This is a genomic window from Abditibacteriota bacterium, from assembly GCA_017552965.1.
Lineage (GTDB): Bacteria > Armatimonadota > UBA5829 > UBA5829 > UBA5829 > RGIG7931.
In genome coordinates, this window is record JAFZNQ010000024.1 from 13,887 (window position 1) to 30,159 (window position 16,273).

Below are 16,273 nucleotides of genomic sequence, written 5' to 3' on the forward strand. Positions count from 1 at the left end.
AACTAACATTATATCACATTTTGTGTTTTCGGGCAAGACTGCATCAGCTTCACCGTGGCGATCTGCCAGGGCCTGAGGGGTATGAGGGCCGCGCCGTCCCGCACCGTCAGCTCCTGCCGGCTGTCCTCCGTCAGGCTGCACGCATACGCCTTGTCAAAGCCCTCCGGCAGGGTCAGCTCCGCTGTCTGCGGCTTGCCGGCGTATTCGATGATCCTGATCACCACGCCTTCGTATTCGCCCTTTTTGACGGCGGTGATAAGGGCGCCGGGAGCCCGGAGGGCGGTCCAGGGCTTCAGGTCCCTGCCGGGAGCGCAGAAGGGCAGCGTGTTGAAGGCCGCCGCCTTTTTCATGGCCTCCAGAGGGTCCTTGCAGAGAGCGAAGGAGTGGACGAAGGAGTGCTCGCCGGGGTCGGCTATCCTGCAGAAATTGTAGGCTGTGTAAAAATTGGGCTCGAAGAGCCAGGCCGGCTGGGTGGGGCTCCGGAGGATGCTGCAGAAGGCAGTGCCGTCTTCTATCCTGGAAGAAGGAGTGCCCTGATTCATCACGGTAAAGAGATAGCTGCCGCAGTCTATGCCGAACCAGCGGACCGAGGGCCAGTCGCCGGCTCCCGACAGGGGGTCGTAGCCGGTCTGGTCATAGCGCTGCCTGCTCTGTATGGCGCAGGGGACCTCATAAAGGCCCTCGTTGGCGCCGGTGACGGAGGGGAACGCCAGCCTGAGGCGGCAGTTCTGGGTGTACCAGTTCACGCCGGTCTCCACGTCTATGCGCCCCAGTCCCTCCCGCAGGACAAAGGTCTGGGTCCAGGAAAACACGAACACCATGGCCGCGTCGCTGGTCAGATGGCCTATCCCCTTGGGGTGGGAGCCCCGGTAATTGATCCGTATCTCGTGAGGATACACCTCCACGCCGGTGAGCCGGGTCCAGGCGGAGAGCCTTTCCCGGGTGCGGTCGGTGTGTCTGGTGCACCAGGGGTCGCCTATGTCCGTCTCCAGCACAGGCTCGCCGAAATAATAGCCGGAGCCCGTGATGACGCCGCAGCCCTCCGCTTCCACCTTTTCGATGCCCCGGGGCCCCGCCGTCACGGTAAAGCCGTCCATGGTATAGACGCCTTCGCCCCTGATCTCCGGCTTCGGCAGCTCCCCTTCCTCTGTCCTGTAGGTCCTGCCGGACAGCCCTTCCATATCCCTGACGAGAAAGGTGCCGTCGGAATAGACCGGCGCAGGCTCCCCTTCCGGAGTAAACACCCGGGTATGGCCCTTGGGGGCCGGAGCCGTGAAGGTGGCCTCAAAGCCGTGGTGGTTGTACACGGTGAAGCCGGCGCCCTCCGTCCTGATCCTGTCCGCGGCGGCTGTCAGCCGTTCGGTGATGCCGGCTCCAAAGTCTTCCAGCTCCTCGGAGGCCTGGTCTATGTGGTCTCCGGTGATGGCGTCGTGCTGGCAGGTGAGGGTGATGTCCCGCCATATATCCTTCAGCTCTTCGTGGAGAAGCCCGTCCTGCAGTATGGTGTCCCAGGTCTCGCAGGCAGCCATCAGGTTTTCGTTGAGCCTTTCCCTCTGCTTGATCCTGATGCGGCTCACGTAGCAGCCGGTCTGGCAGGGATTGTTTTCCGTCTTGCTGCTCACCAGCTCCCGGGGCGGCCTGTCCGCCAGGGCTATATAGCTCTCCATATAGGGCAGGAAGGACTTCATGAGCCCCGCTTCAAAGCGCAGGCCGTCCGAGCGCCGGTTGAACTCCTCCATATGGGCCGTGAGCTCCCGGTCCGGGAGTATCTCTTCGCCGGACAGGTCGCACTTCAGCACCTCCGCCTCCGGGGGGTCGGGCATGACGTTCAGGACCGCGGTGTATGTGGGCAAAAAGCCTCTGCCGCCGCACTCGGGGCAGCCCTCGCCGGCGCACCGGGGGCAGGGCTCGTGCTTGCCGAAGGATATCCTGTCGCAGGGATTGCAGCGGGCCACGTTGGCGGGAAAGCCCCAGACCACCGCCGAGCCGTCCTTGCCTATCCACACGGGCCGGTCGGGAGTATTGTAGTTCAGCTGGTATATCCAGGGTATCATATCGCACTCCCTCACCAGCTGGGGCAGCTGGCAGGAGGAGCCGAACACGTCGGCAAAGCAGGGTATGCGGGGAGTCCCGCCCAGCAGGTCCCGGCCCCACAGAAGGCCTATGACCATATTGCGGATGAGGGCTTCGGAGCCCGGCATGTTGGTGTCTATGATGTTTTCTCCGGCTCCCAGCAGCTCGAATTTGCCTGCCTCATGCAGGCGCTTCACTTCCGCCGTCTTTTCGGGCCGGTCCTTCAGATAATGGCGTATGGTCCAGGCGGATTCGCAGGAAAAGGCCTCGCCGGACTCCAGGGCGTCGTCGAAGTAATATCCCTCTATCTCCCTGTAGGAGGCAAAGCGGCGCCCGCCGTCGTAAAAGGGACGGTCCCAGCACCGGCGCCACACCGGGTCGAAGTGATTGGCTCTGAAGATGATAGCCCGTGTTTTGCTCATGGTGTTGTGTCGCTCCTTATTCCAGCTGTCCGGCCTTTTCCATCTTTTCAAACTGTATCTGATACAGCTCTCTGTATTTGCCGCCTTCCAGGCTCATGAGCTGCTGATGGTTGCCGTATTCTATGATGCGTCCGTATTCCAGCACGTATATGCAGTCTGCCTCGGCTATGGTGGACAGCCTGTGGGCCACCACGAAGCTGGTACGGTTTTTGAAGAGCTCCCGCAGGGCGTTCTGTATGAGCTTTTCGGTCTGGGTGTCCACGCTGCTGGTGGCCTCGTCCAGCACCAGTATCCTGGGGTCGGCTATGAGGGCCCGGGCAAAGCTGATGAGCTGCTTTTGGCCTGTGGACAGGCGGCTGGCGCCCTCCTTGACGTCGGTCTTGAAGCCCCGGGGCATCTCCAGTATGAATTCCTCGGCCCCCACGGTGCGGGCTGCCTGCTTGCATTCTTCGTCGGTGGCGTCCAGCCTGCCGTAGCGGATGTTTTCCAGGATGGTGCCCGGAAACAGAAAGCTGTCCTGCAGCACCACGCCCATATTGGACCTGAGGGAGTCCAGAGTCACGTCTCTGATGTCGGCGCCGTCTATGGTGATGCTGCCGGAATCGATGTCATACTGCCGGGCCAGCAGGTTGATGATGGTGCTCTTGCCGGCGCCGGTGGAGCCCACAAAGGCCACGGTCATACCCGGCTCCACCCGAAAGCTCACGTCGTTGATGATGGTGATGCCGGGGTTGTAGCCGAATACCACGTTTTTGTATTCCACGGCTCCCTTGACGTCCGTGAGGGGCACCGCGCCCGGCTTGTCCTTGATCTCGGGCTCCGTGTTCAGGATGTTGAATATCCTCTCGCAGCCGGCCATGGCCGCCTGGAGGGTGTTGTAAAAGATGCCCAGATTCTTGATGGGGTTGAAAAAGTGGCCTATGTAGCCCAGAAAGGCCACGAATTCACCCACGGAGAGCTGTCCCTGGGATATCTGTTTGCCGCCTATGATGAACACCATGGCCAGGCCGATGACCGTCAAAAACTCCACCGAGGAGCCGAAGATGGAGGACACCACCACCGAATGCATGATGGACCGGCGCAGCTCCCGGTTCGCCCGTTTGTAGTTCAGGAGGTTGCTCTTTTCTCTGGCAAAGCTCTTGATGACCTTCACGCCGCTGACGTTTTCGGAGATGACCGCCGTGGCGGCGGCGTTCTTGCGCCGCACGTCCCTGTAGCTGGAGCGGGCCGCGTTCCTCAGCAGGGTGGTGATCAGGCTCACCAGCGGCAGCATGGTCAGCAGCCACAGGGTGAGGGTGTGGTTCATGTTCCACATGATGATAAACACCACTATGGCGGTGAGTATGTCGATGATCAGCTGGATGGAGCCGTTGACTATCAGGTTGTTGATGGCTCCCACGTCGCCCATGATGCGGCTGATGAGCCGTCCGCCGGTCTGCTTGCCGAAAAAGGTGAGGCTCATGTGCTGTATGTGTGAAAACAGGGTGAGACGTATGTCGTTGATCACCCGCTGGGCCAGGCTGGTGAGCACCACCGAATACCAGTAGTTGATGATCCACCGTATGATCCAGACTCCCAGAAAGGCGCCGCAGACTATGGAGACCACCACAAACCTGTCGTGAGGGCCTCCGTGGCCTATGGTGAAGCCGAAGAGCCTGAGAGAGCCGTAGGTGATGCCCTCGTCGATGATCAGCTTGGTGAACCAGGGGGACAGCAGGTTGGCGGCAGCCAGGCATATGAGCATGCTCAGGGCGCCGAAAAAGGTCTTGCGGTAAGGGATACCGAAGGCAAAGGCCTTTTTGACCAGGTCCGCGTCAAACATCTTGTTGAACTGGTTCTCGTCCTCAAAGGGAATGTCCCGTCTGGTCTTGGGAGCGTCGTAAACCTCTTTCTCGGGTCTTTTGGTGTCCTTTTCTGCCATATCCTCACTCCACAAAGTTGTCCTTCTGACTGTCTTCCAAAAGCTGTGAGTTGTATATGCGGTGATACAGGCCTTCCTTCTGAAGCAGCTCCTTGTGAGTGCCCTCTTCCACTATCCGGCCCTTGTCTATGACGATGATCTTGTCGCAGCCGGTGATGGCCGAGACTCTCTGGGCTATCATAAAGGTGGTGCGGGACTTGGCCGCGTTGTTGATGGCCTCCTGGATCAGCGCCTCGGTGTGGGTGTCCACGGCGGAGGTGGAGTCGTCCAGTATGAGTATGGCCGGGTCCATGAGCAGGGCTCTGGCTATGGCCATCCTCTGCTTTTGGCCGCCGGAGAGGTTGACGCCCCTTTCGCCCAGCATGGTGTTGTATTTTTCGGGCAGGCTCATGATGTGGTCGTGGATGTTGGCGGCCTTGGCTGCCTCCGCCACGGTCTCGATGGGTATCATGCTCCGGGGATAGGAGAGATTGGCGTAGATGGTGTCGGCGAACAAAAAGGTCTCCTGGGCCACTATGCCTATGTGGCGCCTCAGGCTGTCTATGACGTAGTTTTTCACGTCGATGCCGTCTATCAGCACCTGTCCCTTGCTGGCGTCGTAGAACCGGGGCAGCATGTTGATGAGGCTGGTCTTGCCGCAGCCGGTGGGGCCTATGATGCCTATCATCTGCCCCGCCTCCACCTTCAGGTTGATGTCCTTCAGGGCCACGGTGCCGTCGTGGTAGGTGAGGGTGACGTTTCTGAATTCCACCTCGCCTCTGCATTTCTTCATGACCGTCTTGCCGTCCTTCAGCCTCTCGGGGTGGGCCAGCAGCACTTCGAAGATACGGTCGGCGGAGGCTATGGCGTTCTGGACCACAGCCACCATAAAGGGCATCATCCTGACGGGGCCTATGAGCATGCCCAGATAGGTGTTGAAGGCGATGAGCTCGCCCACGGTCAGCTTGCCTCTGATGACGTGGAGGCCGCCCACCCACAGCACCAGGATGGTGGAGAACACGGCCAGAAAGTCCATAAAGGGGCCGTAAAAGGCGCTGACCCTGGTGGAGGCCAGCACTCTGTCATAGAGCCCCCAGGCCAGCTTGTTGAACTTCTGTATCTGGTCTTCCTCCCGGACAAAGGCCTTGATGACACGGATGCCCATGATGTTCTGGGTGATGGCGCTGGTCATCTCGCCCACCTGATTCTGTATCTTGACGTACATGGGCCTGATGATGCCGGAGTATTTGAAGACCACCACTCCCAGGATGGGCATGATGCTGAGGCCCAGCACCGTGAGCAGCCAGTCCATGGATATGCACTTTACCAGAATGGCCAGGGCCATGCCCACGTTGACCACTATGTTGACCACGCCCGGACCGAAGAGCTGGCGGAGAGCTTCCACGTCCTCGGTGGAACGGCTGATGAGCTGGCCCGCCTCGGCGTCGTCGTGATAGGTGAAGGACAGCCTCTGGATGTGGTCAAAGAGCTTGTTGCGTATGTCATACACGCTCAGCTGGCTCACCAGCTCTATGGTGTAGTTCTGCATGAACTGACAGACGGCCTTGAAGAGAAATACGCCGACGAGCAGTATGGCAAAGTTGCGCAGGTGGTGAAGATTTGCCCTGATGATATCCGGAGTGGGGTTGGACGCCAGGTCCGTGAGGCATTCGTCTATGACCCTCTGCTGGATACTCGGCCAGTAAATATTGGTGGCTACCAGCAGTCCCATGAAGATGAGAGAGGTGGCAAACAGCAGCCAGTATTTCTTGGCAAAGGAAAATATTCTGGATATGGTTCTCATTATCTCCCCCGTGTTTGAGATACGATCCTTGTTGCTTTAATTATTATACCAAAATGCCGAGCGGAATATATACCCCCCGAGGGCGTAAAACGATGGTTTTTTGCGGTTTTTTTCGGGACTATTTTTCCGGATAGACCACGCCCCTTTCCGACAGCTTTTCAAACTGTATCCTGTAGAGCTCTCTGTAGCGGCCCCCTTCCCGGGCCATGAGCTCGCTGTGGCGCCCTCTCTCCACTATCCTGCCGTCCTCCACCACGCATATCAGGTCGGCGGAGGCGATGGTGGACAGCCTGTGGGCCACCACGAAGCAGGTGCGGTCCCTGAAGAGCTGGGACAGGCCGTACTGGATGAGCTTTTCGGTCTTGGTGTCCACGCTGCTGGTGGCCTCGTCCAGGATGAGTATGGCCGGGTCGGCTATGAGGGCCCGGGCAAAGCTGATGAGCTGCTTTTGGCCGGTGGACAGGCGGCTGGCGCCCTCGCGCACGTCCGTCCCGTAGCCCTTGGGCATGGCTGTGATGAACTCGTGGGCCCCCACGAATTTCGCGGCGTCTATGACCTCCTGGTCGGTGGCGTCCAGCCGGCCGTAGCGGATGTTGTCCATGATGGAGCCCGGGAACAGAAAGGCGTCCTGCAGCACCACTCCCATGGCGCTGCGGAGGGACCGGCAGGTGACGTCGCGTATGTCCCTGCCGTCCAGCTCTATGGAGCCGGTCCTCACGTCATACTGCCTCGACAGCAGATTGATGAGAGTGGTCTTGCCGGCTCCGGTGGAGCCTACCAGCGCCACTGTCTGTCCGGGCATGGCCTCTATGCTCACTCCCTTTATCACGTCCCTGCCGTCCTCGTAGCCAAAGGTGACGTCCCTGAAGGTGACGCGCCCCTTCACCTCCCTGAGCTCCTCGGCTCCGGGCTTGTCCTGTATCTCCGGAGGCAGATTGAGTATGCCGAAGATGCGCTCGGCGCCGGCCATGGCCGCCTGCATGGTGTTGAAATACTGGCTGACGCTGCGGACCGGGTTGAAAAACCTGCCTATATAGCCCAGAAAGGCTATAAAGCCTCCCAGGGTCAGGCGCTGCATGCTGATCTCCCGGGCGCCTATGAGCAGCACCAGCATCATGCCGAAGAGGGAGATGAAGTCCACCACTATGCTGTAGGAGCCTCCTATCACCACGGCCTTCATCTGGGTCTTCAGGAGGTCTTTGCCGGCCCGCTTGAAGCCCTGGAGGCCGGCCTTTTCCCGGACGAAGCTCTTGACCACCTTGACCCCCGCCACGTTTTCGGACATATTGGCTATGACTGCGGCGTTCTTGCGGCGGGTCTCCCTGTTTATCTGCCGGACGAAACGGCGGAGCAGGAGGGTGGCGGCGACTATCATGGGCACCGTCAGCAGCAGCCACAGGGTCAGGGTCCTGTTGAGACGCCACATGATGAAAAAGACGACGACGGCGGTGCCGAAGTCCACTATCACGTGGACGGCGCCGTTGGTGATCATGCGGTTGATGGCGTTGACGTCGCCCATGATGCGGCTGATGAAGCTGCCGGCGGGATAGCTCTTGAAAAAGCCCAGGGATTGGCGCTGTATGTGCTCAAAGAGCCTGATGCGGATGCTGTTGGTGACCTTTTGGCCCAGGGAGGTGAAGGTGAGGGATTGGCAGTACTGGATGCCCCAGCGCAGCAGATAGACCGCCAGCATCAGGGCGCAGACCCGGGTAAGGGTCGCGGCGTCCAGCTTGCGGATGCCGTCGTCGATGGCCATCTTGGTGAGCCAGGGCTCCGCCAGACCCAGAGCGGAGGTGATGATCCACAGGAGCATGGCGGCAAAAAACAGGAGCTTGTGAGGCTTCAGAAACTCAAAGGCTCCCTTGGCCAGATCCTTGTCAAAGGACCGGCTCAGCTTGCGGTCGTCGTTGAAGTCATAGTCGAGCCGCGTCTTCGGCCTGCCCGGATCGTCCGGGATCCTGATGATCTTTTTTCGTCTGAATCGCATAAGTATTTCGTACCTGAGGCGTCTTGCCACATATAGATTATATCACAGACCGCGGAAGATGCACCACCCGCCGGAGACCATATATATGGTATAATAATGTTGAACATGCGACTTGCGGAGAAAACACATGAAGCACCACATATTATCCCTCCGTCCGGCGCTGCCGGGGTTGCTGCTGGCGGGACTGCTGCTGGCGGCGGCGCTCCTCGCCGGCTGCGAGGGCGGAGAGACGGGAAAGGGAAGCCCCATGAAAAAGACCTACAAAGAGATCAGTCAGCGGGAGGCCGCGAAAATGATGGCCCGGGACGACGGCCACGTCGTACTGGACGTGCGGACCCGGGAGGAATACGACGCCGGCCATATACCCGGCGCTGTGCTGCTGCCGGGCGAGACCATCGGCCGGGAAAAGCCGGCGCTGCTGCCGGACGCCGGGCAGATCATACTCATATACTGCCGCAGCGGCAACCGCTCCAAACAGGCGGCCCAAAAGCTGGCGGATATGGGCTACGGCAGGGTGTATGAATTCGGCGGGATAAACACCTGGAAGGGAGACATAGAAAAGACTGCCTGTCCCGTCACTCCCACCGCGGTGCTGACCGTGAAGGCGGGAGGCAGGACCTTTTACGCGGATCTGGAGGACAACCCTTCGGCTGTGGCTTTCAGGGACAAGCTGTCTCCGGCAGCCCTGGAGCTGGATATGAAGGACTACGGCGGTTTTGAAAAGGTGGCCGGTCTGCCCTGGCGGCTGCCGCAGACGGACAAAAGGCTGGACGCCCGTCCCGGGGACATAGTGCTTTACGGGGGAGACAGGATCACCGTGTATTACGGAGAGAACACGTGGGAGCTGACCCTGCTGGCCCGGATACCGGACAAGTCGGCGGAGGAGCTGCGGGAGTTTTTGGGCGAGGGCGACGTGACCGTGACCTTTGCCCTGGAATGGAGCGAATAGAGGCCCGGGTCAGGGCGCGGCGAGGCAGACCAGGTCCGTTGCGAGGCCGCTGAGGAGGGCAAAGGCCATCACCCAGGCGAGATACAGGCCGAAGCTGCGGGCTCCCAGGACTATCTTGAGGGCCCCCAGGTTGGTGATCTTGGTGGCGGGCCCCGTGATCATAAAGGCAGCCGCCGAGCCCAGGCTCATGCCGGAGGCCAGCCACTGCTGCAGCAGGGGGACTGTGCCGCCTCCGCAGGCGTAGAGGGGGACCCCCACCGTGGCGGCCATCAGCAGGCCGAAGCCTCTGTGGGCGCCGAACAGGCCGGCAAAGGCCTCCTCCGGCACGTATTTCTGAAACAGGGCCGACAGGAGGACGCCTGCCAGGAACCAGAGGCCCGTGGAGCGCAGGTTGCGCAGGACGTTTTGGGCATATCTCAGCAATAAATTCGGGTCCGTGTCCCGGCTGTCGGGCTCCCCGAAGCTGCCGAAGCTGAAAAAGGACCTGTCCCGGGCGAAGCGCCGGACCAGCAGCCCGGCCCCGACGCCGCACAAAAAGCAGGTGACGAACCTCACGGTCAGGGCCGTGGCGCCCAGGGCCGCGCTGTATATCAGCAGCTGGGGATTGAGGAGCACGCTGGACATCATAAAGGCGGCCAGCACCTCGTCGGGGACTCCCTTTTTGGAAAAGGAGGCCGCTATGGGCACCGTGCCGTACATACAGAGAGGCGAGGCTATGCCTATGAGGGCGGCGGGTATCAGGGCCAGGACGCCGGCTTCGGAGTCCCGGAGACGGGTCAGCAGGGAGTGAAGGCGGTCCTTGGCAAACACGGACACGGCAGAGCCTATGAGGATGCCCAGAGCCCAGTAAAGGGCTATCTGCCTCAGCTGTATGTCAAAATAATACCAGATGCCTGTGAGTTCGTCAAAGAGGAGTCTCAAGAGAGTAAAGAGGGGGCGGCGCCGGTTGGGCGCCGCCCTGCGTGTCTATTTGGCCTTGTCTATGCTTTTGACGGTGTATTTCTGTGTGCCCAGGCCTATCTGCTCGGCATATTCCAGAGTGTGCAGGCCGTTGCGGGAGGCGACCCTGTCTATGAAGGTCTGGGTGTTCTCGTCGGACTCCGCCACGTGGTTGTATATGAGGTCCAGGCAGGCCTTGTCCAGGGCAACGGGGTCATAGGAGGCCAGTATGCCCATGTCGTGAATGGTGGGCTTGGCCGGATCGCCGCTGCAGTCGCAGTCGATGGACATATTGTTCATGACGTTGATATACACTACCTTGCCCTCAAAGCGGTCTATGACGGCGCTGCAGGCGTCGGCCATGCTCTCCAGAAATCCGTCCTGGTTCTCGGAGCCTTCCCAGCTGGTCTCGCTGTTGCCGGCGGTGTGTATATACATCTTGCCTCTGGTGGAGCCGAAGCCTATGGACATGTTCTTGATGGCGCCGCCGTAGCCGGCCATGGCGTGGCCCTTGAAGTGGGCGAGACAGATGAGAGAGTCATAGTTGTCTATGTGCTTGCCCACGTAGTCCTTTGCGATGCGGTGCTGTTTGCCCGGGACCGGTATGGGCATATCGCCGTCCTTGTCCAGCAGGTCCACGGGAGCGATGTCCAGATAGCCCCTCTGCTTGATCTGCTGCCAGTGCTTCGCCAGGGTGGCGCGGTTGCCTCCGTAGGCGGTGTTGCACTCCACCAGGGTGCCGTCAACGCTCTGCACCAGATCCTTGATGAGGGCGGGCCTCAGGTGGTTGCTCCTCTGGGATTCGCCGGTGGATATCTTGACGGCGGTCTTGCCCGCGGCGTCAAAATCCAGGACCTTGTATATCCGGACCAGCGACTCCGGAGTGATCTCCCGGGTCATATAGACGGTGGAAGCGCCCTTCTGGCGGGAGGCGGTGGTTTTCATGGGGGTGACTGCGGCTTTGGAGTCCCGGGTGCCCAGGCTCACCAGCAGCGCAAAGCAGATGCAGACCGCCGCGACAGCGGCCGCAAATGCGGTCCAAACGCGTGAAGTGTTCATATTAAATACCTCGTAGTGATGCTCTTGTTATACCCCGATGGGGCATACAGTATATTTTATCACAAGACTGCCTGTTTTGTCAAAGGTCAGAAGGTGACGGTCTTCGGCGCGGCCGTAAAAGACGCAAATACTGCCGTGGCGCGGGTGAAATACAGCACCTCGGTGTTGTCGTCCTCCGCCTTGTAGATGGCCTTCAGCGAAGGGTAGCAGTCCAGCATGTATTTTTTCGCTTCGAGCCTGTCGTCCCGGACCAGCTCCCCGGAGAGCCTGAGCCAGGTGTCGCCGTCAAAGGCGCACAGCTCCACCCGGGGATTTTGCTGTATCTGCCGGGAGACGGGCTTGGACTTGCCGGTCTGGATGTAGAGCCTGCCTTCAAATATGGCCACGGTGCCGAAGGGGCGGACCCGGGGGCTGTCCCCGTCCATGGTGGCCAGGTAATAGGTGCCGCATTTTTTCAAAAATTCATATACTTCCTGCATGTTCGTCGCTCCTTTTTCTGCGCGCAGTCTGTCAGCGGACGGCCCGGCCCATCCTGTAGGCCGCGTCGTAGGCTTCTTTGTCCTTTATCTCGCCTGCCTCATAAACGCCGGCGCCGTATATCACGCCCATCTCTTTGGCTCCGCTGACGCAGTCGGCGTAGCCCCGCAGGCAGCCGAGAGCCGCGGACATGGCGCTCTTGTCGCTGTCGGCGCAGGTGATGACGTAATAGAACTCCTTGTCCCTGACCTCCGTCCATCTGGCGAAGGTCCTGTCTATCAGGGTCTTGAGCTGGGCGTTGACCGAATAAAAATAGACGGGGGTGGCCAGCGCTATGACGTCGGCGTCGATGATCTTCTGCAGCAGCTCTGCCATGTCGTCCTTTTTGGCGCAGACGCCTCCCGACCGGGCGCAGTGATAGCACGCGGCGCAATAGCCTATCTGCTTCTCGCAGACCCGCACTTTTTCCACCCGGTGCCCGGCTTCCTCCGCTCCCCGGGCGAACCGGTCGCAGAGTATGTCCGAATTGCCTCCCTTTCTGGGGCTGGCGGACAGTATCAGTATAGATTTGCTCATGTTAGCCCTCCGGGCTTTACGCCCTTCCGATGTAATTATAGCATATTTCACAGCGAAACCGCGTGTCTTTTGCCAAAAGAAATGCCTCTCAGGCGAAAAGAGAGCTCGCAGCCCGTCCAGTCCTCCGGCAGGTCTATGGTCAGGCTGCAGGCGTCGCCCCTTTTCATATCCTGCGGGAGAGGGAAGAAGAGGGTCTCGCCGCCGCAGGAGGCAGCCACGGTCACTCTGCCGGAGCCCTCGGCCTTCCAGACGGCCTCGTTCAGGTTGCGGCAGGTCACCGTGAGCCTGTGTCCCTCCGCCGTCACGGACTCAAAGGCGCCGTCTATATGGCGCAGGGGAGCCGGCCGGAGAGGGTCGGGCCTGCGGCCCTCCAGTGTGAGGGGCAGAAAGTCGGCGGTGGTCAGGCCCGTGACTTCGGAGACCAGATAAGGCCGCCTGCCGCTCTCCAGGACCCGGTAAAACTCTTCGCCCGCCTGCCTGTAAATGCCGTATATGCCGCCGGGCAGGGTGTCCGTGAGTATCTTCACGGGGGTGTCTCTTTCGGGAAACGCGGCGCTGAGGAACCGGCGGGTGTATCGTTTGATGACCCGGGTCACCTCTCTGTCCGTGTAGTCCTCGTTCCAGATGCCGTAATCGCTGCGCTCGTCCACCCGGTAGCCGGGACAGGACACCCACATATAGACGCCGTCGGAGCCGGAGTCTGTGAGGGCGTCAAAAAAGTTGGCGTAGTGCTGCGCGGTCTCCCTGTCCTTGCGGGGGCTCACCTGCATGCGGACGTTGTCCCACAGGGTCTTTCCCACCTCTGGCCAGATGATGGGGAAGTCGCCGCGGACAAAGGCGGCGTATTCCCTCTGGAACCACAGGGGCCGGACCCTTTCCCGGTTGCCTATCCTGCCGTAGCCCTCCGGGGCCCAGAAGTCTATGGCAGAGGACAGATAGTTGAAGTCATAGTCTATGCGCGCCGGGTTGGCGTTGACGGGATTGGAGGTCTCGGACATGCGGAAGGACACGAAGTGATGCCCGTCCAGCCTGTGTATCCTGTCAACGGCGGCTCTGTAGCGGCTGTAGAGGAACCAGTCCAGAAAACGCCTGTAGGCCCCGGCCATTTTGGCCTCTTCGCCTGTGGAAAAGAGGGCCTTGCCCGAAGGGTTGGTGACCTCCCCCGTCTCTTTTCTCGGGATGCTGCAGCCCCACAGGGCTTCTGCCGCCTCCACCGAGCCGTATTGCTCCGCGACCCACTCTTCCCAGGCGCCGTCGAACCATTCCCTGCTCTGTCGGTCGCCCCAGGAGGGCTCCCAGGCTATGTCGTAGGCATACACGGAGTCGTTGTCCGCCAGGCGCAGCAGGCTGATGATCTCTTCGGCAGACTCGGCCACGTTGCCAAAGGGGTCCCCGGGCCGCAGGCTGAGGTTGATCTTCAGGCCGTATTTGTCCGCCAGGCGCATCATATCCAGCAGGTTCATATCACCCGCGTAGCCGGTGAAGACGAAAATGTTGATGGAATTGAAGCCTATCTCCCGCAGCTTGCGGAAGTCTCTCTCCACCACAGCGGGATCATAGCTGTAGTCTGCCAGATAGTTGTTGAAATAGGCGCTCTCGCTGCCCGCTCCCGAAGAAGGCATGTAGTTGACGCCCCAGGGCTTCCACACCTTTCCCCCCAGCATAAAGTGGCCGCCCTCAATGGTGACGAAATCCCGGGAGGTCTTGGTCTGAAAATGTATGGCGTTTTCCAGCCGGTCTATGACTTCGCCGTCCAGGGAGAGAGTGACCTCCACGCCGGTCTCTCCTTCCCGGGGGACCTGCAGGGGCCGGCTGATATCCGCGCATTCGCCGGGCAGGGCAGTCACCTTTTCGCTGAACACCTCTCTGCCGCCTGCAGACAGTCTGCAGACCGCCTCCCGGGGAGCGGGGGACACGTTGATGATCCGGGCCCCTCCCAGGGGCTGCATGTCGGGGAAATAGGTGTAGCAGTCGCTGCCCGCGTCCAGGAAAAACACGCCTCTTGCCATGGCGGCGGCGGTTTCCCGCAGGACCCGCTTCACCGGCTCCCGGACGTACCATCCCGGGTCTGCCGGCGCAAAGGAGGCAAACACCGCCCCGGCGAAGGGGCCGGAGGAGTGTATCTTCAGCGCTGCCGCCGTCCCTCTGTATTCGCCTTTTGCGCCGAAGGCCTCCAGCAGGCCTATATAACGCCAGTCCCGCCCCTTGTCATAGCCCCCGGACTGCTGCCTGGGGTTCAGGCAGCTGACGGAGGAGGGCATGGGCAGGCTGCCTCCGGATACCACCGACTGGGCCGGGTTGGTCCGTATGCTCCTTGCCGCCCGGGTGTCATACACCTTCCAGGAGGGAGAAAGGGCGTCCAGGTCCGGCAGCTCAGCCGTGTCCAGCAGAGGGGTGTGCCGGGGCGCCTCCCGGGAAGCGCCTATCATGGCCACTCTGTAATGCTGCGGGCCCTCGCCCAGGGTGGGAACGTGGGTCAGGGCTATGCCCACGGACACGGAGCTGATCTCGCTCAGGCGCAGGGCGTCTCCGGGAAAGCCCCTGTTTTCGCCTCCGGACCACCGGCGGAACAGGGAGGGCTGCAGATACAGCCTCTGCCAGTCCTCCGAGAGGCTGACGGCGGCCATCCACCGGCTGCCGTCCCGTTCGTCGCATTCTATGACCAGCTGATCGGTGCCGCCGGCGCCGCAGGCCACTATCTCCAGCACGTTTTCGCCATGGGTGAAGGGCCTGTCAAAGGCTTTGGCATAGGTGTCGTAGTTGTGAAGGCCGGCGAGGGTGACGTCCATACAGCGCCTGCCCCGATATTCTGATATGGCGTGCCGGGCCTCCCCTTCCAGCTCGGAATGCCCCCTGGACCATCCCTCCAGATCGGCGCCGTCAAAGATCACCGTGTCTGCCTCGGCGTCCAGGATGCTGCTGCGGTAATCGGCTTCGGTGGTGTAGCCGCTGTCTGTCCTGAGCAGGGGCTCCTGCCACAGAGGCGCGGCCAGCGCCACTATGTCGCCGCCCTTTTTCGCATAGCTCTCTATGGCGCCGGCGGCGGCGGCCGGCAGCCTGCGGCCGTTGGGTATGAGCAGGGCGTCAGCCTCGTCGGCGTCTATGGAAGAGAGGCCGTCATAATCCGTGACGGCTATGGCGTAACAGCCGGAAAAGGCCTCCCGCAGGGCTTCCGCGGCAGCCTTTTCAGCGGAGGAAAAGGCCGGATCCTCCAGCAAAACAGCCCGCGGCAGACAATAGGCCGGCAAAACGGAACACAAGAGAAAAACTATCAGCAAAGTGCGCATCAGGGACTCCTTGGACGGTGTGGCAGTCGGGGCCCGAAAGAGCCCCGCAGTATTATTATATCACACTTGTGACACGTGTGGCGCGGCAGGCGTTTCTGTTGAGGGGGATATCTTACCGGTGAGGGCCCTTTGCCCTCACCGCCGATATGACGTGAAATTGAACGGGACAGGGAGTGTATGACGATATCCGGCCCGGACAAAAGGAAAGCCTCGAAAGAAAGAGGAACGTCGGGCCACCGGGGTGGGAGGGGCGTAGCCCCTGCTCTTTGAGCGGAGGCAAGCGTCGCCGACAGGCGCAAGGCAAGACAGGCAAGTATGCAGCTTCTTACTTGCCCTTGCCGCAGAGCGCGCCGGAGTGAAAAGACGGGTCCAGGGCAGCAGGCCCTGGCCTCACCCCACAAAATCTATTCGATTTTGCGGGGGCCCCGAGGAGAGGGGGATCCTGAAATGGTCCTCCCTGCCCGGGCGGGTGTGTACGGGGTCCCCGGCGAAAAAAGTTTCGCCGGGGCAAATGCGCCGTACCCACGAAAAGAGAGCGGGGTTCGCGAAGGGGGGATCCTTCCCTCCCTTGCCCTGATGAGCGACGGTAACCGACGAGGTAAAGAAAGCCTTGTCAGCCCGGGTATAGCGTTTCTTTTGTCCCGTTGGGCCTGGCGGGTGCGGAAAACCACTTTTCTCGTCTGTACTTTTGCCAGGGTCCTCCCGTCTGCTTTCTCCGGCTTTGCCGGAGCAATGAAGAAGCAGCCGGGCCCCTCCTGAGGTCTCTTACCCCAAACGGCCAAACGCCACAGCGTTTGACA

The 16,273-nt window shown here is 60.8% G+C and carries 10 protein-coding genes; 1 reads left to right on the plus strand and 9 read right to left on the minus strand.

Translation table 11 applies throughout. From position 1 onward, the window contains the following. Window positions 1–8: 8 nt before the first annotated feature. The 4 genes from IK083_03115 to IK083_03130 form a co-directional block, all read right to left on the minus strand. Window positions 9–2,495 (minus strand): hypothetical protein, encoded by a 2,487-nt coding sequence (locus IK083_03115; GenBank protein ID MBR4748548.1) that lies wholly within the window; start codon window positions 2,493–2,495, stop codon window positions 9–11. 16 nt (window positions 2,496–2,511) lie between these two features. After that, window positions 2,512–4,416: an ABC transporter ATP-binding protein gene (locus tag IK083_03120; protein ID MBR4748549.1), complete on the minus strand. Its 1,905-nt coding sequence runs from the start codon at window positions 4,414–4,416 to the stop codon at window positions 2,512–2,514. Between the two features lie 4 nt (window positions 4,417–4,420). Continuing rightward, on the minus strand, window positions 4,421–6,199 hold the full coding sequence (locus IK083_03125) for an ABC transporter ATP-binding protein (protein MBR4748550.1): 1,779 nt from the start codon (window positions 6,197–6,199) through the stop codon (window positions 4,421–4,423). 118 nt (window positions 6,200–6,317) lie between these two features. After that, window positions 6,318–8,186: an ABC transporter ATP-binding protein gene (locus IK083_03130; GenBank protein MBR4748551.1), complete on the minus strand. Its 1,869-nt coding sequence runs from the start codon at window positions 8,184–8,186 to the stop codon at window positions 6,318–6,320. Between the two features lie 499 nt (window positions 8,187–8,685). Between IK083_03130 and IK083_03135 the strand changes: the two genes are divergently transcribed. After that, window positions 8,686–9,135 carry a hypothetical protein gene (locus IK083_03135; protein ID MBR4748552.1) on the plus strand — a complete coding sequence of 150 codons (450 nt, stop codon included), beginning with the start codon at window positions 8,686–8,688 and terminating at the stop codon, window positions 9,133–9,135. 9 nt (window positions 9,136–9,144) lie between these two features. Here IK083_03135 and IK083_03140 read toward each other — a convergent pair whose 3' ends face one another. The 5 genes from IK083_03140 to IK083_03160 form a co-directional block, all read right to left on the minus strand. Continuing rightward, window positions 9,145–10,056 carry a permease gene (locus IK083_03140; protein MBR4748553.1) on the minus strand — a complete coding sequence of 304 codons (912 nt, stop codon included), beginning with the start codon at window positions 10,054–10,056 and terminating at the stop codon, window positions 9,145–9,147. Window positions 10,057–10,101: 45 nt separating this feature from the next. Further along, window positions 10,102–11,019, minus strand: coding sequence for a DUF362 domain-containing protein (locus IK083_03145; protein ID MBR4748554.1), 918 nt, complete (start codon window positions 11,017–11,019; stop codon window positions 10,102–10,104). 200 nt (window positions 11,020–11,219) lie between these two features. After that, the gene (locus tag IK083_03150; GenBank protein ID MBR4748555.1) at window positions 11,220–11,612 is read right to left on the minus strand and encodes a pyridoxamine 5'-phosphate oxidase family protein; all 393 of its coding nucleotides are present in this window, start codon (window positions 11,610–11,612) and stop codon (window positions 11,220–11,222) included. Between the two features lie 31 nt (window positions 11,613–11,643). After that, the gene (locus IK083_03155; protein ID MBR4748556.1) at window positions 11,644–12,186 is read right to left on the minus strand and encodes a flavodoxin family protein; all 543 of its coding nucleotides are present in this window, start codon (window positions 12,184–12,186) and stop codon (window positions 11,644–11,646) included. Window positions 12,187–12,233: 47 nt separating this feature from the next. Next, entirely contained in the window at window positions 12,234–15,404 is a 3,171-nt protein-coding gene (locus IK083_03160) for a hypothetical protein (GenBank protein ID MBR4748557.1), read from the minus strand. Between the last annotated feature and the right edge of the window lie 869 nt (window positions 15,405–16,273).